Raw genomic sequence first — 21856 nt, 5'->3', positions numbered from 1 at the left:
CCCAAATACTCATTCCGCCCCCGCCGCCTGCTCCCACGCCGGATAGAAGGGCTGGGTATAGATCAGTGCCTCCTCCGGCTTGGGCAGCGCCGCGCGGAACCCGTCCCGATCCATGATCCGGTCCATCCAGGCCTCCAGCTCGGGGAACCCGTCGGTCTTTGCGAAATGCCGCGCCAGATAGACCGCCTGCCCCACGGCAATGTCACAGGCCGAAAAGCCACTGGTCAGAAGGCTGTCGCGGTTCTCGACCGGCGTGCTCAGCCGCGCCTCGATGGCCGCATAGCATTTCATCAGACGCGCGGCTTCCAGCTTCATCACGATCGGGCTGCGGGTGGCATCGTCATACAGCAGGATATGCTGCTGGGTCAGCGCCGCCACATGCTGGCTGATGGTTTCCGCGAAATGCAGCCAGACCAGCCAGGCCATGCGGTCCATGTCCCCCGGCAGACGGCCCAAGCCCGCATCCTGAAAGCGTTCGCAGAGGTATTCCATGATCGCGGCACTCTCGAACATCCGCTCACCGTCGATTTCCAGCGCAGGCACGCGGCCTGCGGGCGAGAGGCTGAGGAATTCAGGCGCGCGCAGGCTTTTGTCGAAGGCGCGGACCTGCACGCGATAGGGCACGTCCAACTCCTCCAGCAGCCACAGCACCCGCATCGAGCGGCTTTGCGGGCAATGATGCAGCGTGATCATGCGCCCCCCTCGCTGGCTTCAAGCCGCACAAGCGCGGCGCCGGCCTCGACCTGCGTGCCTGCGCTCACCAGCACTTCGGCCACCACCCCGTCGCGGGCGGCCAGCAGGGCATGTTCCATCTTCATCGCCTCGAGCACGGCCAGACGGTCGCCCGCCTGCACGGATTGGCCAGCCTTGGCAAAGACTGCCTTGACCATGCCGGGCATCGGTGCCTCGATCAGATTGCCGTCGCCGGTGGCCCCGGCCGCCCGCGCCAGCGGGTCGATCACGCGGAACCCCAGCCCCGCGCCGGTGAAGACCGTCACCAGATCGCCCGTCACCCGCACCGCAGGGGCCACCTGCCCGTCCAGATGCCAGCGCCCGCCTTGCCGACGGGCCGTGACCTCTGCCCCGTCCAGAACCACGCGCCGCGTGTCCGGCCCATCGCAGACCACCCGCGCCGTGATCTCGGCCCCGTCATGCGACAGCATCACCGCGCGTTCCAGCGGTTGCCACAGGGTCAGCCCGATATCCCAAGCGCCCCCCAGCAGATCGAGTGCGGCCAGCGCGGCCAAGGCCCCATCCGCATGCGTTGCTGCCGGAGTCAGGGTCAGCGCCGCCAGATCGCGCCCGATCAACCCGGTATCCACATCCCCCGCCGCAAAGCCGGGATGCGCGCAGAGTGCGGAGAGAAACCCCAGATTCGTGACCGTCCCGGCCACCTGCGTGCCCGCCAACGCGCCGCGCATCCGCGCCAGAGCCACATCGCGGGTGGGGCCATGGGTGATGATCTTGGCGATCATCGGATCATAGAAGGGGCTGATCGTGTCGCCCGTGCGCACACCGCTGTCCGCGCGGGCCCCCGTCGGAAAGGCCAGATGCGCCAGCGTGCCGGTGGCGGGCAGAAAGCCTGCGGGCACATCCTCGGCGTAAAGCCGGGATTCAAAGGCATGGCCCTTGATCGTCAGATCCTCCTGCCGGGCGGGCAAGGGCTCGCCTGCCGCGACGCGCAACTGCCATTCGACCAGATCGACGCCGGTGATGGCTTCGGTCACCGGATGCTCCACCTGCAACCGCGTGTTCATTTCCATGAACCAGAACCCGTCGGTGCGCAGGCCCCGGCTACCATCCACGATGAATTCGATGGTGCCTGCCCCGCTATAGCCGATGGCCTCTGCCGCGCGGACGGCGGCCCGGCCCATGGCCTCGCGCACCTCCGCCGTCATGCCGGGCGCGGGGGCCTCCTCGATCACCTTCTGGTGGCGGCGCTGGAGCGAGCAATCGCGTTCGAACAGATGGACAGCGCGGGTGCCGTCGCCGAAGACCTGCACCTCGATATGGCGGGGCTTCTCGATATATTTCTCGACCAGCACATCGGGGTTGCCGAAAGCGTTCTGCGCCTCGGAGCGGGCGCTTTCCAGCGCCTCGGCAAAGCGGGCGGGGCTGTCCACCAGCCGCATCCCCTTGCCGCCGCCGCCCGCGACGGCCTTGATCAGAACGGGGTATCCGATGGCATCCGCGGCCCCCGCCAGATGTTCGGGGTCCTGATTGGCCCCGTGATAGCCGGGCACCACGGGCACGCCCGCCTTCTCCATCAGCGCCTTGGCCGCGTCCTTCAATCCCATGGCCCGGATCGCATCTGCCGATGGTCCTATGAACACGAGGCCAGCCGCCACCACCGCATCCACGAATGCGGGGTTTTCCGACAAAAAGCCATAACCCGGATGGATCGCCTGCGCGCCTGTGTCCAGCGCCGCCTTGATGATCCGGTCGCCGCGCAGATAGCTGTCCGCCGGGGCCGCGCCGCCGATATGCACCGCCGCGTCGCAGGCGGCGACATGCGCGGCCCCGGCATCGGCATCGGAATAGACGGCGACTGTCCGCAGCCCCATGGCGCGGGCGGTGCGCGCGACACGAATGGCAATCTCGCCCCGGTTGGCGATCAGGATGGTGTCAAACATGGGAACTCCTTTTCAGGCGCTTGTGCGGGCTGCGGCCGGGCAGCGAAGGGCCAGCCCCTCGCGCTCCCCGGGATATTTACGGCAAGAAGAAACAGGGCAAAGGTCATGCAAAGACCTCGACCACGGTGAAACGCTCAACCAGCATCTCGACGTCCGGCGAAAAGAGCCCGGCACGGGACAGGTAGGCGCGGTAGCCTGCGCGCCAGTCATCCAGATCGCTGAATTCGCCCTGATCGGTGACCAGATCCTCGGTCATGGCCGAAAACGGCATCCGGGTCACATCGACCGTTCGGATCGCAAGGACCGGCACGCTGTCCCAGTCCAGCGCGATGTCGACGCGCCCCGGTACCGGCAGGGGTTCGCCGCGACTGGCGAAATTCGTCACCGCGTCACAGGTCACGGTCTTGCGCCCCTGCCGCACCAGATCGAGGATCTGCGCGTTCAGCGCACGGCTGTCACCGAAGCGGAAACTGCCGGAACCGGGATAAAGGGCTAGAGCTTCGGCTAAGGTCATGGTCACATCCGGAACACGCCGAAGCGCGTGTCCTCGATCGGTGCGCAGAGCGCCGCAGAGAGCGACAGTGCCAGCACATCGCGGGCGCGGCGCGGGTCGATGATGCCGTCATCCCAGAGCCGGGCCGAGGCGTAGAGCGGGTGCGACTGGCGCTCGAACATCTCGATGGTGGGGCGCTTGAATGCGGCCTCATCTTCCGCCGACCATGTGCCGCCGGCCCGTTCGATCCCCTCGCGGCGCACGGTGGCCAGCACCCCTGCCGCCTGTTCGCCGCCCATCACGCTGATGCGGGAATTGGGCCATGACCACATGAAACGCGGCTGATAGGCGCGCCCCGCCATGCCGTAATTGCCCGCGCCGAACGAGCCGCCCACGACCATGGTGATCTTGGGCACGTTCGTGCTGGCGACCGCCGTCACCATCTTGGCGCCGTGGCGGGCGATGCCTTCGTTTTCATATTTGCGGCCCACCATGAAACCGGTGATGTTCTGCAAGAACACCAGCGGGATCTTGCGCTGCGAGCAGAGTTCCACGAAATGCGCGCCTTTCTGGGCGGCTTCGGAGAAAAGCACGCCGTTATTGGCGACGATCCCCACGGGGCATCCGCGGATATGGGCAAAGCCTGTGACCAGCGTTTCGCCGAAGCGGGGTTTGAACTCGTCAAAGCGGCTGCCATCGACCACACGCGCGATCACCTCGCGGATGTCATAGGGCGTGCGCAGGTCGGCGGGGACGACGCCCAGAATCTCGTCAGGGTCATAGGCTGGCTCTTCGGAGGTCTGCCATTGCACGGTGGCGGGTTTGGCGCGGTTCAGATGGCTGACCGCGCGGCGGGCCAGCGCCAGCGCATGAGCGTCATCCTCGGCCAGATAATCGGCCACGCCCGACAGGCGCGTGTGCACATCGCCGCCACCCAGATCCTCGGCGGTCACAACCTCGCCCGTCGCCGCCTTGACCAAGGGAGGACCGGCCAGAAAGATCGTGCCCTGATCGCGCACGATGATCGTGACATCGGACATGGCGGGCACGTAAGCGCCGCCTGCGGTGCAGGAGCCCATGACGACCGCGATCTGCGGGATGCCCTTGGCGCTCATCCGCGCCTGATTATAGAAGATGCGCCCGAAATGGTCGCGGTCGGGGAAGACCTCGTCCTGATTGGGCAGGTTCGCGCCGCCGCTATCGACCAGATAGATGCAGGGAAGGTGGTTTTCCTCGGCAATCTCCTGCGCGCGCAGGTGTTTCTTGACGGTCATCGGGTAATAGGTGCCGCCCTTCACGGTGGCATCGTTGCACACCACCATGACCTCGGTGCCATGCACACGGCCCACGCCCGCGATGACACCCGCACCGGGGGCCGCCCCGTCATACATGCCATGCGCCGCCGTGGCCCCGATTTCCAGAAAGGGCGAGCCGGGGTCCAGCAGATTGGCCACCCGGTCGCGCGGCAGCATCTTGCCACGTTCCAGATGCCGCGCGCGGGCCTTGTCGCCGCCGCCTGCCGCTGCCGCTTCGGCCGCCGCTTGCACCAGTTTCAGCGCCTCCAGATGCCCTGCCCGGTTGGTCTGGAACGCCTCGGACGAGGGAATCGCCTGGGATGTCAGTTTCATGTCGCACTCTCCCTTTCCCGCATGGCGCGGGCCTTCAAGTCCTTGCGGATCACCTTGCCGGTCACGGTCATCGGCAGGGCATCCAGAAATCCGATCTCGCGCGGATAGGCATGCTGGGCCACCCGCGTCTTGACGTGGTCTGCCAGTTCGGCGGCCAAAGCGTCTGAGGGGCTGTAGCCCGGCTTGAGGACGACATAGGCCTTGACGATCTCGGTCCTGAGCGGGTCGGGTTTGCCCACAACGCCCACGGTGACCACGGCGGGATGGGTCAGCAGGCCATCCTCGATCTCGGCCGGGCCGATGCGATAGCCGGCCGAGGTGATGACATCATCATCGCGGCCCACGAAGCGGATGAATCCACCTTCGATGAGGCCGCGATCCCCGGTCAGCATCCAGTCGCCCCGGAACTTCTCGGCGGTGGCCTCGGGCCGGTTCCAGTAGCCCAGCATCATCGAGGCCGCACCCCGGCGGATGGCGATATCGCCCTCGCCGGTTGTGGCTTGCCCCTGATCGTCGATCACCGCCACGTCGAAACCGGGCACGGCGCGCCCGATGAAGCCCGGTTTCGGGCTGAAAAGGGCACCACAGCTTGACGCCACCATGTTGCATTCGGTCTGGCCGTAGAATTCGTTGATGCTGAGGCCAAAGGCCCGCCGCCCCCAGTCCAGCATCTCGGCCCCCAATGGCTCGCCGCCGCTGGCGACCGAGCGCAACCCCGGCACGACGGCATCCGCCGCCTTGAGCATGCGCAGCGCCGTGGGCGGAAAGAACACATTGCGCACGCCGCCACGCGCGATGACGTCCAGGCATTCTGCCACGCTGAATTTCGCCATCCGCGCCGCGACGACCGGCACGCCCAGCGCCAGCCCCGGCATCAGCACATCGAACAGCCCCCCGATCCAGGCCCAATCCGCAGGGGTCCAGAGGCAATCACCGGGCCGCCCCAACAGATCATGGCTGATCTCGACCCCCGGCAGATGGCCGGTCAGGATGCGGTGCCCGTGCAGCGCACCCTTGGGGGCGCCTGTGGTGCCTGACGTGTAGATCAGAACTGCCGGATCATCCGGGCCGGTATCTGCTGTTTCGAAGGGCGTATCGGGCAGGTCCATGCCTTCGGGCACCAGCACGTCCAGATCGAAGCCATCCAGCAAGGCCACCCCTTCGGGATCGCTCACCACCACATGCGCCCCGGCATCGGTCAGACGTGTCCGCAGGGCATCCGTGCCGAACAGCTTGAACAGCGGGATCGACACCGCGCCCAGTTTCCAGATCGCGATATGCGCCGCCGCCGTCCATGCCGCTTGCGAGCGCAGCACCCCGACCCGGTCGCCCCGCGCCACGCCGCGTGCGGCCAAGGCATGCGCCAGACCTTCGGCCATGCGTCGCAAGTCGCCATAGGTGACGCGCTGCACCCCGCCTTCTGACAGATCGAGGATGGCCAGCCTGTCGGGGTCACGCGCGGCCCAATCGTCACAGACCTGATGCGCCATGTTCAACCGCTTGGGCAGGTTCCAGCGAAACCCCGCCACCAGATCGTCATAGCTGCGGCCCGGTTCCAGCATCACGCCTCCGGTGCCAGAGGCGCAGCGAAGGGGGTGTCCGCGGCCCGTCCCACATGCAGCAAGGCCCCACCCGGCGCCACGAAATAGGCCCGTTCCGCCTCGGTGCCTTCCGCGCAGACAACCACCAGCCAGACCCGTTCCGCGGCCCCCGGCACGGCATGGCAGCGCCGAATGGCCTCGGGCTCCAGCCCTTTCTCGGCCACATAGCGGTTGGCATAGGCCACGATCACATCCGTCTCGGTCAGCGCCGCCTGCCGCATCCCCGCAACATAGCCCAGCGTGCCCGCCGCCACCGTCAACACGGCGATCACCAGCAGCACGGCGGGCGGGATCTTCATGCCATCGCCGCCATCATCTCGCGGCCCACCAGCATGCGGCGGATTTCCGAGGTGCCGGCGCCGATCTCCATCAGCTTGGCATCGCGGAAGATGCGCGCCACGGGTGCATCGGCAAGGAAACCCGCGCCGCCCATCGCCTGCACCGCCTGATGCGAGACTTTCATCGCCTCTTCGCTGGCATAAAGGACGCATGCGGCGGCATCGGCCCGCGTCACCTCGCCCCGGTCGCAGGCCTTGGCCACTTCATAGACATAGGCGCGGGCCGAATTCATCGCCGTATACATATCGGCCATCTTGCCCTGCATCAGCTGGAAATTCCCGATGCTTTGCCCGAACTGCTTGCGCTCGGCCATATAGGGCATGATCTCGTCCAGACAGGCGGCCATGATGCCGGTGCCGATGCCAGACAGCACCACACGCTCGTAATCCAAGCCGGACATGAGGACGCGCACGCCGCGCCCCTCCTCGCCCAGGATATTCTCGAAGGGCACTTCGCAATCCTCGAAGATCAGCTCGGCCGTGTTCGATCCGCGCATTCCCAGCTTGTCGAAATGCTTGCTGGTCGAAAAGCCCTTCATGGTCTTCTCGATCAGGAACGCCGTGATCCCCTTCGATCCCGCCTCCGGGTCTGTCTTGGCATAGACGACAAGCGTATCGGCATCGGGGCCGTTGGTGATCCAGTATTTGTTGCCGTTCAGCCGGTAGTGATCGTTGCGCTTTTCCGCGCGCAGCTTCATCGACACCACATCGCTGCCCGCCCCCGGTTCGGACATGGCCAGCGCGCCCACATGCGCGCCACTGACCAGACCGGGCAGATACTTGCGCTTCTGCGCCTCTGTCCCGTTCAGACTGATCTGGTTGACGCAGAGGTTGGAATGGGCGCCGTAAGACAGGCTGACGCTTGCGCTGGCCCGCGCGATTTCCTCGACCGCGATGACATGGGCCAGATAGCCCATTCCCGCGCCGCCGAATTCCTCGTCCACCGTGATGCCCAGCAGACCCAGATCACCCATCTCGCGCCACAGTTCGGCCGGGAATTCATTGCTGCTGTCGATCTTGCCCGCCATCGGCTTGATCCGGTCCTGCGCCCAGCGGTGCACCATTTCGCGCAGCGCATTCACATCCTCGCCAAGGTCGAATTTCATCGTCGCGGTGAACATGGCATCCCTCCCAGAGATCAACGAGCCCGTATTTATTGAACGCTTGTTCATTAATAGGCATGAAGCCTGAGTCGCGTCAACTGCCAAGCCGCCCCATCCCTCGGCCCTGCCAAAGCTGACCCGCGCGGCCCTGCCCTGTCAACAAACGTGGACAGGCCCAGATGATCGGGATACGACCAAGTTGACCCGCTGGAAGGACTGCCCCATGCCCCTCACGCAACTGATCTACTCCTCGCGGCCCTTCGGGTTTGACGATGCCATTCTCAGCCAGATCCTGCTGACCGCAAGGCGCAACAACGCCAATGCCCATGTCACCGGCTGCCTGATCTGCCGGGGCGATCTTTATCTGCAACTGCTGGAAGGCCCGGAGGAAGCGGTGGCCCGCCTTTATGACGCCATTCTCGAAGATGACCGCCACCTTGAGGTCACGCGCCGGGTGCAGCGCCAGATCGGGACCCGGATGTTCGATGGTTGGGCCATGCGCGACGATCCTGCGCAAAGCTGGCTCTGGACCAAGGAAGAGGTGGACGCAGGCGCCTTGGACCGTGCCGACACGGCGGCTTTTCTGGCAGTGTTCCAGCGCGTGGCCGACGGCGCGCACTGACCCTGCGCGTCACCTTGCCAAAAATACTCAGAGCAACTGACGGGGCGGATCACGCGGCCTGATAGACCGCGCTCACCTCGGCCCAAATGATCCGCGCGAGGGTCGCGCAATCCTCAAGGCTGAAGGTCAAGGGCAGGCGCATGTCGAGGATACCGGCAAGGATGCGGTCGCTGGCGGGCATGGGCGCGCTGGGGGCATAACGCCAGCTGTCATAGCGGCTTGTGAAACCGGCCGGTTCCGCCGCGCCGAACCATTTCAGTTCAACCCCGCGCGCGGCGCAGCGCGATACGACCTCGCGCACCTTGGGTGCGGCCCAGTCCAGCAACAGGAACTGGAAGGACGACCCCACGAATTCCTCTTCCGCCGGGCGCGGAATCAGATGCAGGCCGGGGCAACTTTGCAATCCAGCCTCGACGATTCGGTAGCGCGCGGTCCAAGCTTTGCACTTCTCGTCCAGCACCCGCAATTGCGGGCGCAAGATCGCGGCGCGCAGATGATCCATCCGGCCCGAAATATTGGGCGTGTCGTATTTCACCGCCTCAAAGGCATCCGGCGCGGGGGCGGCCAGATGACGCGGATAGAGCATGTAGGAGCCGGACAACATCACCGCGCGCGCCATGACCTCATCGTCATTGGTGATCAGGAACCCGCCCTCGCCCGAATTCATGTGCTTGTAGGTCTGCGTCGAATAGCAGCCGATGATCCCGTCGGTGCCCGACAGCCGCCCGCGCCAGCGGGCCCCCATCGTATGGGCGCAATCTTCGATCACCCGCACGTCATAGCGCGCGCAGATCGCCATCAGGCGGTTCATGTCGCAGATATGTCCGCGCATATGGCTCAGCAGCAGAACGCTGGCCTGATCGGCCTTGGCCTCCAGATCATCCAGATCAATGGTCAAAGCCTCGGTCACGCCGACAAAGACCGGGATCGCCCCCACGGCGGCGATGGCCCCCGGCACCGGGGCCAGCGTGAAGGCATTGCTCAACACCCGGTCGCCCGGCTTGACACCCAAGGCCCGCAGCGCGGTGGTCATGGCATAGCCGCCCGAGGCCACGGCCAGACAGTATTTCACCCCCATGGCGGCCGCAAATTCCTGCTCCAGCAGCGCGACCTCGCCCGCCTCATCGCCCTTGACATTGTAGCGGTGCAGGCGGCCCGAGCGCATCACCGCGACGGCCGCCTCGATCCCGGCTTCGGGGATCGGCTCCTGCTGGGTGAAACTGCCGGTAAAGATTTCGGGCTGGGTGCTGCTCTGGTCCATGGTTCTGTTCTGGGGCTGTGGTGCGGTTTCGTCAATGCACCGCGCAGGTTTTGTCGCAGGTCCGTCAGCCGATCAGACGCTGCACCACCGCGTGCAATTCGTCATAGTGGCCGATCAACCCCTCGGGCTCCAGCGCGGCCACATCCTCTCCGCCGGGGCCGAAGGTCACCAGCACCGACGGCACCCCTGCCGCCCGCGCCGTCTCACGGTCCGTGATCGTGTCGCCCACCAGCAGGGACCGTGCCGGATCGCCGCCTGCGCGCCGCACCGCCTCGACCAATGGCGCGGCATCGGGTTTGCGCACCGCCAGCGTATCCGCCCCCACCAACGAGGCGAAAGCGCCGCGCACCCCCAGCCGGGTCATCAGCGTCTCGGCCAGACCGGCAGGCTTGTTGGTGCAGATGCCCACGGCATAGCCGTCGCGGGACAGCCGCGCCACAGCCTCCATCGCGCCGGGATAAAGGACCGTATGCACGTCGATCGCCGCACCATAGGCCTCCAAGAGGACGGGGTAGTAACGGGCGATCATCGCCTCGGCCTCAGGGTGGACGATCCGCTCCAATCCCAGTTTCAGCATCGCGCGCCCGCCGCGCAGCGCGGTGCCCGCATCCCGCGCAGGGTCCAGCACAGCACCCGCCCCCATCTCCGCGAAACAGGCATTGGCCGCCGCGATCAGATCGCCGCTTGTATCGGCCAAAGTGCCGTCCAGATCGAAAATCACCGTTCTCATGGGTCTGCCCTTTCCGGCGCTTTGCCGCCGATGCCTGTCATATCCCGCAATCAGACGTGATCCGATGCGGCCTTGCGCCCTTGGACCAACCGGATAAAACGGGCGCACCAAAAGGGCAAAGAGAAACAGCATGAACACAGCACTCGTCATTCTGGCGGCCGGGATGGGCACGCGGATGAATTCCGACCTGCCCAAGGTGCTGCACCCCTTGGCGGGTGCCCCGCTGCTGATCCACGCGATGAAGGCGGGTTTCGCGCTGGATGCCTCGGCCTGCGTCGTGGTGACGGGGCACGGGGCCGATGCCGTGGCTGCCGCCGCCCGCGACTGGGACGAGGATGCCATCTGCGTGGTGCAGGAGCCGCAACTGGGCACCGCCCATGCCGTGGCCCAAGCCGCCCCCGCATTGGCGGGGTTCGATGGCGATGTGATCGTGCTTTACGGCGACACGCCCCTGATCAGGGCCGAGACGCTGGAGGCGATGCAGGCTGCCCGCGCGCAGAATGACATCGTCGTGCTGGGATTCCACGCCGCTGATCCGGGCCGATATGGCCGTCTGGTGATGGATGGCGACCGGCTGGACCGGATCGTGGAGTTCAAGGACGCTTCAGATGAAGAACGCGCGATAACCCTTTGCAACAGCGGCGTCATTGCAGCGGATGCAAAGACCCTGTTCGATCTGGTGGCCGCTGTCGGCAATGACAATGCCGCAGGCGAATACTACCTGACCGACATCATCGCCATCGCCCGCGCACGCGGCCTGACGGCCACCGCCGTCACCTGCCCCGAGGCCGAGACGATGGGCATCAACACCCGCGCCGAACTGGCCGCCGCCGAGGCCGCCTTTCAGGCACGCGCCCGCGCTCGGGCGTTGGAGGATGGCGTCACCCTGATCGCCCCCGACACGGTGCATTTCGCCCATGACACGGTGATCGGCCGCGATGCGGTGGTGGAACAGAACGTGGTCTTCGGCCCCGGCGTGACCGTGGAAAGCGGCGCACGCATCCGTGCCTTTTCCCATTTGGAAGGCTGCCATGTCAGCCAACGGGCCATCGTGGGCCCCTATGCCCGCCTGCGCCCCGGTGCGGAACTGGCGGAAGATGTGCATGTCGGCAATTTCGTCGAGATCAAGAATGCCGTGCTGCATGAGGGCGCGAAGGCCAACCACCTCAGCTATATCGGCGACGCCACCATCGGCGCTGCCACGAATATCGGCGCGGGCACGATTACCTGCAACTATGATGGCGTGATGAAACATCACACCGAGATCGGGCGCGGCGCCTTCATCGGGTCGAACACCATGCTGGTCGCGCCGGTGCGCGTGGGGCATGAGGCCATGACCGGCAGCGGATCGGTGATCACGTCGGACGTGCCCGATGGCGCGCTGGCGCTGGGTCGCGCACGGCAAGAGGTCAAACCCGGCATGGCGCTGAAGCTGATGGACATGCTTCGCGCCAGAAAAGCCAAGAAAAACAAGGATAACATCTGATGTGCGGCATTGTCGGCGTTCTGGGCGATCACGAAGCCGCCCCCCTTCTGGTCGAGGCGCTGAAGCGTCTGGAATATCGCGGCTACGACAGTGCCGGGATTGCCACGGTCAACAACGGCAAGCTGGACCGCCGCCGGGCCGTGGGCAAGCTGGTGAACCTGTCGGACCTGCTGGTGCATGACCCGCTGGCGGGCAAGGCCGGGATCGGGCACACGCGGTGGGCCACCCATGGCGCACCCAGCGTGACCAATGCCCATCCGCATCAGGCCGGTCCCGTCGCCGTGGTCCATAACGGCATCATCGAGAATTTCCGCGAATTGCGCGCGGAACTGGCCGGGCATGGCCTGAGCTTCGTGACCCAGACCGATACCGAAACCGTGGCCCTGCTGACGCAGCATTACATGGCGCAGGGTGCCGGTCCGGTCGAAGCGGCAAGACAGACCATTGCACGGCTGCACGGTGCCTTTGCCCTCGTGTTCCTGTTCGAGGGCGAAGAAGATCTGCTGATCGCCGCCCGCAAGGGTAGCCCGCTGGCCATCGGCCATGGCGATGGCGAGATGTTCGTGGGATCGGACGCCATCGCGCTGGCCCCCATGACGGACCGCATCACCTATCTGGAAGAAGGCGACATCGCCGTTCTGACGCGCACCAGCCTTGAGATCCGGGATGCGCATGGCGCACTGGCCAATCGCGCGATCAAGACAATCCAGATCGAATCCACGCAGGTGGACAAGGCCGGGCACAAGCATTTCATGGCCAAGGAAATCGCCGAACAGCCCCGCGTGATCGGCGAGGCGTTGCGCTTCTACCTGTCAGGTGAGGGCGACACGATCCGCCTGCCCGGTGACGGCGTGGACTTCACCCAGGTGGACCGGCTGTCGCTGGTGGCCTGCGGCACGGCCTTTTATGCCTGCATGACGGCGAAATACTGGTTTGAACAACTGGCTGGCTTGCCCGTTGATGTCGATATCGCCTCGGAATTCCGCTACCGCGAGCCGCCCATTCCCGCGCGCACCGTGGCGCTGTTCGTCAGCCAATCCGGCGAGACGGCGGACACGCTGGCCGCGCTGCGCTATTGCGAGGGCAAGGCTGCGCGCATCCTGTCGGTCGTGAACGTGGCCGAAAGCTCGATCGCGCGGGAAAGCGATCTGGCTTTGCCGATCATGGCGGGGGCGGAAATCGGCGTCGCTTCGACCAAGGCGTTCACCTGTCAGTTGACGGTGCTGCTGTTGCTGGCGCTGGAGGCCGCGCATCAGCGGGGCCGGATCAGCCGCGAAGACCTGTCCGATCACCTGAGCGCCCTGCGCGCGCTGCCTGTGGCGCTGAACGCGGCACTTGATCTGAGCGGGTCGATCAAGGGGGCGGCGCGCAAACTGTCGGAAGCTACGGACGTGCTGTTTCTGGGGCGTGGCCTGATGTATCCTCTGGCACTAGAGGCGGCGCTAAAACTAAAAGAAATCAGCTATATACACGCCGAAGCTTATGCATCAGGCGAACTCAAGCACGGCCCCATCGCCCTGATCGACAAGACCATGCCCGTGGTCGTCATGGCCCCGCGCGACGCCCTCTTCGACAAGACCGTGTCGAACATGCAGGAAGTGATGGCCCGTGGCGGCAAGGTGATGTTGATCACCGATGCCGAAGGGGCCGCCGAAGCGTCCGAGCAGACATGGGAGGTGATCGTCATGCCCCGCGTCGATGCGGTATTGACCCCGATCCTCTATGCCCTGCCCGCGCAACTGCTGGCCTACCACACGGCGGTGGCCAAGGGCACCGACGTGGACCAGCCCCGCAATCTGGCGAAATCGGTGACCGTGGAATGACATTTGATGACGCCATGATGCAACTGCGCGCCCTGTCGGATGCAGAGCGTGCCACGGGACTGGCGGACTATCACAAGGTCCCGCGTGAATATCTGGGCCTGACCACGCCGCAGATCACCGATCTGGCAACGGCCTGGCGCGAGGGCATGGATGTCCCCGCCCGCGTCGCATTGGCCGATGCCTTGTGGCGGTCGGATGTGTTCGAGGCGAAGATCGCCGCCGCCAAGCTGCTGACACAGGCAAGGATCAAGGATGATGCCGCTGTCTGGGCGCTGATCGCATCATGGGTGCCCACATGCGACAGCTGGGCCATTGCCGATGCCGCCGCCATCGCGGGGCAGAAACGCCTCTTGGCCGATCCGTCCCGCGTCGATGATCTTGAGGCATGGACCAAGTCCCCGCATCACTGGACCCGTCGCGCCGTCATGGTCTTTACCCTGCCATGGACCAAGCAAAACCACCCCAAGCCCGCGGATCTGGCGATCCGGCAGCGGGTGCTGGAATGGGCCGCCGGATATGTCCACGACCCTGAATGGTTCATCCAGAAATCCGTGGCATGGTGGCTGCGCGAGCTGTCCAAGCATGATGCGGAGCGGGTGCGCTATTTCCTGAAGAACCATGCAAGACACATGAAGCCGTTCGCCCGCCGCGAAGCATCCAAGTATCTGCCGCCTGAACAACCTGCGGCAACGACCTGATTTGCTTCAGTTCTTGAAGACATCCACCTGCGGCAGGCCCGTCAGGGGGGCGTCCAGCATCCGCATCGCAGACAGCGACAGACGGCTACCGCCAGAGGGTGGCCCCTCGATCGGGATCAGATCCAGATTGAGCCGCCGCCCCGTGGGACGATAAAGCACGCTGCCCCGCGTCGGTTCACGCACCAGCGGCGTTTCCATCCAGAAACCGGGTCGCGCCGGATCGCCCAGCGAGGCAACCGTCGTGCCGATGGACCCCGACGCTGCGGGCGGTGTCGCCACCGCGGCCTGACGTTCCTCGGCCGTGGTCCGGTCGAAATCATCAACCGTGCGCGGCGCGCCCGTCAATGGCGGGCGCGTGCTTGTCTGCGGGGCCGTCGCCGGAGCGGGCACCGCAGCCGTGCGTTGCGCGAATGGGTCAAACTCGGCGCAGCCAGACAGCAGCGCGGCACCAAGTGTCAGGGAAATGGCGATATGTTTCATGCCGTTCAGTCTAGGCGTCCCGAAGGGGGCGCGCAATCGCAACAATCCCCCTTGCTCTGACTTCCGCCGATCCTTAGGTTTCAGGCATGGACAAGACCCTTACCTCCTCTGGCGCAGCGCCCCTGATCGACCCGTTTCAACGGGCCATCAGCTATCTGCGCGTCTCGGTCACGGATCGCTGCGATTTCCGCTGCGTCTACTGCATGTCCGAGAACATGACCTTTCTGCCCAAGGCTCAGCTTCTGACGCTTGAGGAACTGGACACCATGTGCTCGACCTTCATCGGGCTTGGCGTGCAGAAGTTGCGGATCACCGGGGGGGAACCCTTGGTGCGCAAGGGGATCATGACCTTCTTCGACGCCATGACCCGCCATCTGGACAGCGGCGCCCTGCGCGAGTTGACACTGACCACCAATGGCAGCCAGCTGGAGAAATTCGCCCCCGATCTGGCGGCGGCGGGTGTGCGGCGGATCAATGTCTCGCTGGATACGCTGGATGAGGGGAAGTTCGCGCAGATCACGCGCTGGGGTCGCCTGCCACAGGTCATGCGGGGCATTGATGCCGCGCAAAAAGCGGGCCTGCGTGTCAAGATCAACGCCGTCGCGCTGAAAGGCTTCAACGAGGACGAGCTGTTCACCCTCACCGATTGGTGCGCGTCCCGCGACATGGACCTGACCTTCATCGAGGTCATGCCGATGGGCGATATCGGGAACGAGGACCGTCTGGATCAATACTGGCCGCTGCGCGATCTGCGCGCGCGACTGGCGGAACGCTTCACCCTGACCGATCTGGCCGAGCGCACCGGCGGCCCTGCGCGTTATGTGCGGATCGAGGAGACGGGTCAGAAGATCGGCTTCATCACGCCGCTCACGCATAATTTCTGCGAAAGCTGCAACCGCGTGCGGCTGACCTGCACAGGTGAGCTTTACATGTGTCTGGGGCAGGAGGACATGGCCGACCTGCGCGCGCCGTTGCGCGCCAATCCCGGCAATACAGCCGCATTGGAAGACGCGATCCGCGCGGCGATCCGGCTGAAACCCAAGGGTCATGATTTCGATTACTCGCGGCAGGTGGTGGACGGCAAGATGTCCCGCCACATGAGCCACACAGGCGGATGATCCCCTGATGACGGGCGGGCCCATCGCTGCCCCAAGGCCGGGGCTGACTGCTGTATTGAGCCTCTATCTGGCGGCAACCGGCCTTGCACCCGCCTTGCTGAACCGCCTTGCGCGCAAGGGCCATGTGGCGCAGGGGGCGGAACCTGCCCGACTGGCAGAAAGATTCGGCCAGCCCTCGGCCCCTCGCCCGGACGGTGCGCTGGTCTGGATCAACGCGGCCTCGGTGGGTGAAGTCGCCTCGGCGCTGGATCTGGCCCGCGACCTTGAAGCGGCGTCCGGCGCCCGCCTGCTGTTCACCACCACGACCACCACGGGGGCCGAAACGCTGGCGCGGCGTCTGCCGCAGGCGATCCATCAGTTCCAGCCGGTCGATACACCTGCCGCCGTGCAGGCGTTTCTGGATCACTGGCGCCCTGATCTGGCCTGTTTCATGGAGAACGACCTTTGGCCGCGCCTGATGATTGAGACGGACCGGCGCGCAATCCCCATGGCCGTGATCAACGCCCGCGCCTCGAAAACCCGCAGGCGCGCGCCGCGTGCGATGACCTGCCTGCTGGGGCGTGCCGCCTTGATCAGCACGCAGGATGCCGCGACCGCCACGCAGATGCGCCAGCTTGGCCTTGATCCGGCGCGGATCGTCGATACCGGGGACCTGAAGGCGGCCGCCACACCCTTGCCCGCCGATCCGATGGCCCTTGCCGCGTTACAGGAAGCTGTCGGTGCGCGCCCCGTCTGGGTGGCTGCCTCGACCCATCCGGGCGACGAAGAGGCGGTGATCGCCGCGCATCAGGTGGCGCTTCAGGATCATCCTGATCTGCTCCTGATCCTGATCCCGCGCCATCCCGCGCGCGGGGCCGAGATTGCGGCCCTCGTGACGCAGGCTGGTCTGCAGATGGCGCAACGCAGCACGGGCGGGATGCCTGATGCCGGGACGCAGGTCTATCTGGCGGATACCTTGGGCGAAACCGGGATCTTCTATCGCCTTGCCCCGCTGGTCTTTCTGGGCGGGTCCTTCGGCGGTGAAGGCGGACATAATCCCTATGAGCCTGCGATGCTGGGGGCGGGATTGCTGCACGGGCCGAAAGTGGCCAATTTCAAGCTGGCCTATGCCGGGCTGACGCGGGAAGGGGCGGCCCGGATGGTCACCGATGCCGAGGATCTGGGCGCGGATGTGAGCCGTCTGACGCAGAGCATCCTGCTGGAGGAGATGCGCGAGGCGGCACGCAGGGTCTCGCACAGCCGCGAGGATTCGCGGCGGCATTTGCTGGCACGGTTGCTCCCGCTGCTGCCACAGGGCCCCGGCATGACAACGGCGCGCTGATCGCGCGCCGTTATGGTGGCACAACGCCGATGGGTCAGGCCGCGGGCATCCGCCGTTCGACGATTTCGGCCCACCAGCTGCACCCGACCGGGATCGCCTCGTCGTTGAAGTTGTATTCCGGGTGATGCACCTGCGCGCTGGGACCATTGCCCACAAGGATATAGGCGCCCGGACGCTCCTCCAGCATGAAGGCGAAATCCTCGCCCCCCATGACCAGCGGTGCTTCGATCACATTGCCGCCGACATTGCGCGCCACGTCGCGCGCGAATTCCGTCTGTTCTTCCGAGTTGACCATGACCGGATAGCCACGGTGATAGGTCACCTCGGCCACGCCACCATACATGGCGCCGGTTGCCGCCGCGATTTCCTTGATCCGACGCTCGGCCATGTCACGGTTCTCGTTGCTCTGGGTGCGGACGGTGCCCTTGATATGCACTTTCTGCGGGATGACGTTGAACGCGGTCGATGACGTCTCGAACGAGGTCACGGACACGACGATCTGGCTGACCGGATCGGCATTGCGGCTGGCGATGGTTTGCAGCGACAGCACAAGTTGTGCGGCCATGACGGTGGTATCCACGGTTTCCTGCGGTCGCGCCGCATGGCCGCCCTTGCCTTCCAGATGGATCTCGAACTGATCGGTCGCGGCGAAGAACGGCCCCGAACGGATGGCGAAATGGCCGATGGGCAGGTTCGGCATGTTGTGCATCCCGTAAACCTCCTGAATATTCCAGCGATCCATCATGCCATCCTCGCACATCTCGCGCCCGCCGCCGCCGCCTTCTTCGGCGGGCTGGAAGATCACCACGACCGAGCCGTCGAAATTCCGCGTCTCGGCCAGATATTTGGCCGCGCCCAGCAGCATGGCGGTATGCCCGTCATGGCCGCAGGCATGCATGGCGCCCGGTGTTTTGGACGCATAGGGCAGCCCCGTCGCCTCGACGATGGGCAACGCATCCATATCGGCGCGCAGCCCGATGACCTTGCCCGACGTGTCGGTCTTACCCTTGATCACGGCCACAACGCCGGTGCGGCCGATACCGGTCACCACCTCGTCACAACCGAAGTCCCGCAGCTTGTCGGCCACCATGGCGCTGGTGCGATGGGTATCGAACAGGATCTCGGGGTTTTCGTGCAAGTCACGACGCCAAGCGGTGACTTCATCCTGCATTTCTGCAAAGCGGTTCTTGATGGGCATGGTCTTTCCTTCTGATCTGGTCCGGCGCAGGGTTTGGCGTCACGCCAGAGGCATTCTTTGTTCGGCCAAAGTGGCAAAATAGCTGCTGCCCGCCGGAATGGCAGCATCGTTGAAATCATACGCGGGGTGATGACAGGCTGCACTATCGCCATTGCCCATGAAGATATAGGCGCCGGGGCGTTCCTCAAGCATGAAGGCGAAATCCTCGGCCGCCATCATGGGCGCGGTATCGCGGTCCACCTGCCCGGCCACGGTCTCGGCCGCCAGTGCTGCGTATTCCGTCTGTTCAGGATGGTTCATGGTCGCGGGGTAGCCGGGATCGAAGGTGACTTCGGCCCGTGCGCCAAAGGCGGCGGCGGTGTGGGTCGCGATCTCGCGCAGCCTGTCATGGGCCAGTTGGCGCATTTCGGGCGACAGGGCGCGGACCGTGCCGCTCATCCTGACTTCATGGGCGATGACATTGGGCGCATGGCTGTCGGTGTTGAACATACTGACCGTGACCACCATGCTGGCCACCGGATCGGCGTTGCGCGCCACGATGCTTTGCAGCGAGATGACGATCTGTGCAGCGACCAGCGTGGTATCCAGCGACAGATGCGGCATGGCCGCGTGGCCCCCCTTGCCGGTCACTGTGATATGGAAGATATCGCCCGAGGCCAGCAACCCGCCGGGGCGGATGGCGAATTGTCCGACCGGGATGCCGGGCATATTGTGCAGCCCGTAGATCTCCTGAATGTTCCAGCGGTCCATCAGCCCGTCCTCGCACATCGCGCGCCCGCCAGCCCCGCCCTCTTCGGCAGGCTGGAAGATCACGACCACTGTGCCATCAAAGGCACGGGTCTCGGCCAGATACTGTGCCGCACCCAACAGAACCGCCGTATGCCCGTCATGCCCGCAGGCATGCATCGCGCCCGGAATGGACGAGGCATAGTCCAGCCCCGTCGCCTCTTGGATCGGCAGCGCGTCCATATCGGCGCGCAGTCCGATCACCATGCCCTTGCTGTCTGCCTTGCCACGGATCACCCCCACGACACCCGTGCGCCCGATGCCGGTCACGACCTCGTCACAGCCGAAATCCCGCAGCTTCTGGGCGACGAAGGCGCTGGTCCGATGCGTCTCATAGAGGATTTCCGGATGCGCATGCAGGTCGCGTCGCCATGCGGTCACCTCGTCCTGCATGCCTGCAATACGGTTCTTGATCGGCACGGTCTTTTCCTTTTGTTCAAGGCCCGGCCCCTGCCCGGAACAGGCGTCAGAGCCGTTCCAGAAGGCGGCGCATGAAATCATGGCCGGCTTCGAACTGCGCTTTGGTGATGTATTCATCCGGCTGATGCGCCTGCGCGATATCGCCGGGGCCGCAGATTACCGCAGAGTAGCCGCGTTCCTGAAACTGTCCTGCTTCGGTGCCATAGCTGACCACATGACCGCCATTGTCGCCCGTGATGGCGCGCACCAGCGTTTCGGCCTCGCCCTCCTCCTCGGGTTTCAGACCGGGGACGACGAATTTCTCGGTGATGTCGATGCGCGCCGCGGGGTGAATCGCCTGCATCTCGGCCTCGACTTCGCGCACGCGGGCCAGATAACGGTCGCGCCAGTCCGACAGGTTTTCACCCGGCACGGCGCGGAAATCCATGCCGAAACGGCAATCCTTGGCGGTGATGTTATGCGCGGTGCCGCCCTGAATGGTTCCCACATGTGCGGTGGTCCAGGGAGGATCGAACATCGCGGCCAAGGGCGCGGGTGTTTTCGCCATGCTTTCGGCGTTCACCTGATTGGCCCAGTCGATCAGCTTGGCACCGAACATGATCGCGTTGACGCCGGTGTGCATGATCGAGCTATGCACCTCGAACCCCACCACATGCGTCCAGAACCCCTGCCCGCCCTTGTGGCCCGTCACCGCCTTCATCATCGACGGCTCGCCCACGATCACGGCCGAGGCTTTCGGCAGCACCTCCAGCATCCGGTCGATCATCGGTGGCGCGCCGGTGCAGCCCACTTCCTCGTCATAGCTCAGCGCCAGTTGCAGCGGGCGTTTCACGCCGCGATGCTGCGCCTCGACCAGGGCCCAGATCGACAGGGCGTCAAAGCCCTTCATGTCACAGGTCCCGCGCCCGAAATACTTGCCGTCACGCTCGACCACCGTGAAGGGATCATCCGCCCATGGCTGGCCATCGACGGGCACCACATCCGTATGCCCAGACAGGACAAGCCCGCCCGCAACCTCGGGTCCGACATGGGCAAAGATCGCGGCCTTGTCATTTTCTTCGTTGTAGTGCCGGTGCGCGGTGATGCCGTGGCTGTTCAGATAATCCTCCACCCAATCCACCAGCGGCAGGTTACTGTCGCGGCTGACCGTGGGAAAGCTGACCAGCTTTTCCATCAGCTGGAGGGGGGTCATGCGGGTTGTCATTCTATCCTCTTTCCGTCTCAGTAGCCGCTATCCGTGGTCAGCACGAAATGGCCCTTGGAGACTTCCTTGTATTCCGATGGCGCGGGGACATAGCCCGCCTGGTGGATCGGCGACGGGATCGGCTTGAAGTTCAGGTCCCTCTCGCTCTTGCGCTGGCGCGGATCGGCCACGGGCACCGCTTTCATCAAGGCGCGCGTATAGGGATGCTGCGGATCCTCGAACACCGCCTGACGGGGGCCCATCTCGACGATACGCCCCAGATACATGACGCCGACATCGTGACTGACCCGTTCGACAACGGCCATATCATGGCTGATGAACAGGAAGGACAGGCCCAGATCGGCCTGCAACTCCATCATCAGGTTCAGAACCTGCGCCTGCACCGATACATCCAGCGCCGAGACGGCCTCATCCGCGATGATCAGCTTGGGGTTCAGCGCCAGCGCACGGGCAATGGCGACGCGCTGGCGCTGCCCGCCTGACAGTTCATGCGGATAGCGGCGCATGAAGTTGCGCGGCAGATGCACCCGGTCGAACAGATCCGCCACCTTGTCGGTCAGGGCACTGCCCTTGTGGGTGCCGAAATTGCGCAGCGGTTCAGCGACCTGATCGGACAATTGCATCTGCGGGTTCAGGCTGGCGAACGGGTCCTGAAACACCATCTGCATGTCCTGCCGTGCACGGCGCAGCGCGGACTGGTCCAGCGCCATGATGTCGGTCCCGTCCAGCATAATCGACCCGGACAGAGGCTCGACCAGCCGCAGGATCGACCGCCCGCAAGTGGACTTGCAGAGGTGGCTGCGGAAATCTGAACAGCCAGGATAAGTGGATTTTCCGCGCAATGGCAGCATGATGCTGCGAGCGAGGAGAAGACCATGGCAAGACGACCACGCCGGAACCACAGCCCGGCATT

20 protein-coding genes are annotated in these 21856 nt (G+C 65.0%); 6 read left to right on the top strand and 14 right to left on the bottom strand.

Annotated elements, in window-relative coordinates; all coding sequences use genetic code 11:
* Window positions 1–9: 9 nt before the first annotated feature.
* The 7 genes from PVW27_RS14060 to PVW27_RS14030 all read right to left on the bottom strand — a co-directional run bounded on the left by PVW27_RS14060 (window position 10) and on the right by PVW27_RS14030 (window position 7814).
* Window positions 10–693, bottom strand: coding sequence for a glutathione S-transferase family protein (locus PVW27_RS14060; protein WP_274558720.1), 684 nt, complete (start codon window positions 691–693; stop codon window positions 10–12).
* On the bottom strand, window positions 690–2633 hold the full coding sequence (locus PVW27_RS14055) for an acetyl/propionyl/methylcrotonyl-CoA carboxylase subunit alpha (protein WP_274558719.1): 1944 nt from the start codon (window positions 2631–2633) through the stop codon (window positions 690–692). Before PVW27_RS14055 ends, PVW27_RS14060 begins: the two co-directional genes overlap by 4 nt.
* Window positions 2634–2736: 103 nt before the next feature.
* A complete protein-coding gene (locus PVW27_RS14050; RefSeq protein WP_274558717.1) occupies window positions 2737–3147 on the bottom strand; it encodes an ASCH domain-containing protein in 411 nt (136 codons plus the stop codon).
* A gap of 2 nt (window positions 3148–3149) precedes the next feature.
* The gene (locus PVW27_RS14045; RefSeq protein ID WP_274558715.1) at window positions 3150–4754 is read right to left on the bottom strand and encodes a carboxyl transferase domain-containing protein; all 1605 of its coding nucleotides are present in this window, start codon (window positions 4752–4754) and stop codon (window positions 3150–3152) included.
* Window positions 4751–6316: an AMP-binding protein gene (locus PVW27_RS14040; RefSeq protein WP_274558713.1), complete on the bottom strand. Its 1566-nt coding sequence runs from the start codon at window positions 6314–6316 to the stop codon at window positions 4751–4753. Before PVW27_RS14040 ends, PVW27_RS14045 begins: the two co-directional genes overlap by 4 nt.
* Complete coding sequence (locus tag PVW27_RS14035; RefSeq protein WP_274558711.1) at window positions 6316–6654, bottom strand: hypothetical protein; 339 nt, start codon at window positions 6652–6654, stop codon at window positions 6316–6318. The genes PVW27_RS14040 and PVW27_RS14035 overlap by 1 nt, the downstream gene beginning before the upstream one ends.
* Window positions 6651–7814, bottom strand: a complete 1164-nt coding sequence (locus tag PVW27_RS14030; RefSeq protein WP_274558709.1) for an isovaleryl-CoA dehydrogenase — start codon at window positions 7812–7814, stop codon at window positions 6651–6653. Before PVW27_RS14030 ends, PVW27_RS14035 begins: the two co-directional genes overlap by 4 nt.
* 205 nt (window positions 7815–8019) lie before the next feature.
* Between PVW27_RS14030 and PVW27_RS14025 the strand changes: the two genes are divergently transcribed.
* On the top strand, window positions 8020–8418 hold the full coding sequence (locus PVW27_RS14025; RefSeq protein ID WP_274558707.1) for a BLUF domain-containing protein: 399 nt from the start codon (window positions 8020–8022) through the stop codon (window positions 8416–8418).
* Between the two features lie 49 nt (window positions 8419–8467).
* On the opposite strand, the gene PVW27_RS14020 is transcribed toward PVW27_RS14025, so the two are convergent.
* Complete coding sequence (locus PVW27_RS14020) at window positions 8468–9679, bottom strand: DegT/DnrJ/EryC1/StrS family aminotransferase (protein WP_274558705.1); 1212 nt, start codon at window positions 9677–9679, stop codon at window positions 8468–8470.
* Window positions 9680–9743: 64 nt separating this feature from the next.
* Window positions 9744–10409: an HAD-IA family hydrolase gene (locus PVW27_RS14015; protein WP_274558703.1), complete on the bottom strand. Its 666-nt coding sequence runs from the start codon at window positions 10407–10409 to the stop codon at window positions 9744–9746.
* Window positions 10410–10539: 130 nt separating this feature from the next.
* Between PVW27_RS14015 and glmU the strand changes: the two genes are divergently transcribed.
* From glmU to PVW27_RS14000, 3 genes are read left to right on the top strand one after another with little or no spacing between them, the layout of a single operon-like run.
* Window positions 10540–11895, top strand: a complete 1356-nt coding sequence (gene glmU, locus PVW27_RS14010; protein WP_274558701.1) for a bifunctional UDP-N-acetylglucosamine diphosphorylase/glucosamine-1-phosphate N-acetyltransferase GlmU — start codon at window positions 10540–10542, stop codon at window positions 11893–11895.
* Window positions 11895–13718, top strand: coding sequence for a glutamine--fructose-6-phosphate transaminase (isomerizing) (gene glmS / locus PVW27_RS14005; protein WP_274558699.1), 1824 nt, complete (start codon window positions 11895–11897; stop codon window positions 13716–13718). The genes glmU and glmS overlap by 1 nt, the downstream gene beginning before the upstream one ends.
* Window positions 13715–14416 carry a DNA alkylation repair protein gene (locus tag PVW27_RS14000; RefSeq protein ID WP_274558697.1) on the top strand — a complete coding sequence of 234 codons (702 nt, stop codon included), beginning with the start codon at window positions 13715–13717 and terminating at the stop codon, window positions 14414–14416. Before glmS ends, PVW27_RS14000 begins: the two co-directional genes overlap by 4 nt.
* Before the next feature lie 6 nt (window positions 14417–14422).
* Here the strand turns inward: PVW27_RS14000 and PVW27_RS13995 are convergent, their stop codons facing one another.
* Window positions 14423–14896, bottom strand: a complete 474-nt coding sequence (locus PVW27_RS13995; RefSeq protein WP_274558696.1) for a hypothetical protein — start codon at window positions 14894–14896, stop codon at window positions 14423–14425.
* Between the two features lie 86 nt (window positions 14897–14982).
* Here PVW27_RS13995 and moaA point away from each other — a divergent pair, with 86 nt between their 5' ends.
* Together moaA and PVW27_RS13985 are read left to right on the top strand one after the other, a co-directional pair.
* Window positions 14983–16014 carry a GTP 3',8-cyclase MoaA gene (moaA, locus tag PVW27_RS13990; RefSeq protein ID WP_274558694.1) on the top strand — a complete coding sequence of 344 codons (1032 nt, stop codon included), beginning with the start codon at window positions 14983–14985 and terminating at the stop codon, window positions 16012–16014.
* Window positions 16015–16021: 7 nt separating this feature from the next.
* A complete protein-coding gene (locus PVW27_RS13985; protein ID WP_274558692.1) occupies window positions 16022–17335 on the top strand; it encodes a 3-deoxy-D-manno-octulosonic acid transferase in 1314 nt (437 codons plus the stop codon).
* A gap of 34 nt (window positions 17336–17369) precedes the next feature.
* Here PVW27_RS13985 and PVW27_RS13980 read toward each other — a convergent pair whose 3' ends face one another.
* The 4 genes from PVW27_RS13980 to PVW27_RS13965 all read right to left on the bottom strand — a co-directional run.
* The gene (locus PVW27_RS13980) at window positions 17370–18533 is read right to left on the bottom strand and encodes a M20 aminoacylase family protein (protein ID WP_274558690.1); all 1164 of its coding nucleotides are present in this window, start codon (window positions 18531–18533) and stop codon (window positions 17370–17372) included.
* A gap of 39 nt (window positions 18534–18572) precedes the next feature.
* A complete protein-coding gene (locus tag PVW27_RS13975; protein ID WP_274558688.1) occupies window positions 18573–19739 on the bottom strand; it encodes a M20 aminoacylase family protein in 1167 nt (388 codons plus the stop codon).
* 46 nt (window positions 19740–19785) lie between these two features.
* Entirely contained in the window at window positions 19786–20943 is a 1158-nt protein-coding gene (argE, locus tag PVW27_RS13970) for an acetylornithine deacetylase (protein WP_274558687.1), read from the bottom strand.
* Between the two features lie 17 nt (window positions 20944–20960).
* A partial coding sequence (locus tag PVW27_RS13965; protein ID WP_274558685.1) for an ATP-binding cassette domain-containing protein occupies window positions 20961–21856 on the bottom strand: 896 nt, incomplete at its 5' end.

Source organism: Seohaeicola sp. 4SK31 (assembly GCF_028802875.1).
Lineage (GTDB): Bacteria > Pseudomonadota > Alphaproteobacteria > Rhodobacterales > Rhodobacteraceae > Seohaeicola.
Note: the sequence above shows the minus strand (reverse complement) of the source record. Positions and strands in the feature narration are given on the sequence as shown.

Bases quoted from the DNA above. Each gene is read 5' to 3' on its own strand.
- PVW27_RS14060 (WP_274558720.1), bottom strand. From the start codon at position 693: ATGATCACGCTGCATCATTGCCCGCAAAGCCGCTCGATGCGGGTGCTG.
- PVW27_RS14055 (WP_274558719.1), bottom strand. From the start codon at position 2,633: ATGTTTGACACCATCCTGATCGCCAACCGGGGCGAGATTGCCATTCGT.
- PVW27_RS14050 (WP_274558717.1), bottom strand. From the start codon at position 3,147: ATGACCTTAGCCGAAGCTCTAGCCCTTTATCCCGGTTCCGGCAGTTTC.
- PVW27_RS14045 (WP_274558715.1), bottom strand. From the start codon at position 4,754: ATGAAACTGACATCCCAGGCGATTCCCTCGTCCGAGGCGTTCCAGACC.
- PVW27_RS14040 (WP_274558713.1), bottom strand. From the start codon at position 6,316: ATGCTGGAACCGGGCCGCAGCTATGACGATCTGGTGGCGGGGTTTCGC.
- PVW27_RS14035 (WP_274558711.1), bottom strand. From the start codon at position 6,654: ATGAAGATCCCGCCCGCCGTGCTGCTGGTGATCGCCGTGTTGACGGTG.
- PVW27_RS14030 (WP_274558709.1), bottom strand. From the start codon at position 7,814: ATGTTCACCGCGACGATGAAATTCGACCTTGGCGAGGATGTGAATGCG.
- PVW27_RS14025 (WP_274558707.1), top strand. From the start codon at position 8,020: ATGCCCCTCACGCAACTGATCTACTCCTCGCGGCCCTTCGGGTTTGAC.
- PVW27_RS14020 (WP_274558705.1), bottom strand. From the start codon at position 9,679: ATGGACCAGAGCAGCACCCAGCCCGAAATCTTTACCGGCAGTTTCACC.
- PVW27_RS14015 (WP_274558703.1), bottom strand. From the start codon at position 10,409: ATGAGAACGGTGATTTTCGATCTGGACGGCACTTTGGCCGATACAAGC.
- glmU (WP_274558701.1), top strand. From the start codon at position 10,540: ATGAACACAGCACTCGTCATTCTGGCGGCCGGGATGGGCACGCGGATG.
- glmS (WP_274558699.1), top strand. From the start codon at position 11,895: ATGTGCGGCATTGTCGGCGTTCTGGGCGATCACGAAGCCGCCCCCCTT.
- PVW27_RS14000 (WP_274558697.1), top strand. From the start codon at position 13,715: ATGACATTTGATGACGCCATGATGCAACTGCGCGCCCTGTCGGATGCA.
- PVW27_RS13995 (WP_274558696.1), bottom strand. From the start codon at position 14,896: ATGAAACATATCGCCATTTCCCTGACACTTGGTGCCGCGCTGCTGTCT.
- moaA (WP_274558694.1), top strand. From the start codon at position 14,983: ATGGACAAGACCCTTACCTCCTCTGGCGCAGCGCCCCTGATCGACCCG.
- PVW27_RS13985 (WP_274558692.1), top strand. From the start codon at position 16,022: ATGACGGGCGGGCCCATCGCTGCCCCAAGGCCGGGGCTGACTGCTGTA.
- PVW27_RS13980 (WP_274558690.1), bottom strand. From the start codon at position 18,533: ATGCCCATCAAGAACCGCTTTGCAGAAATGCAGGATGAAGTCACCGCT.
- argE (WP_274558687.1), bottom strand. From the start codon at position 20,943: ATGACAACCCGCATGACCCCCCTCCAGCTGATGGAAAAGCTGGTCAGC.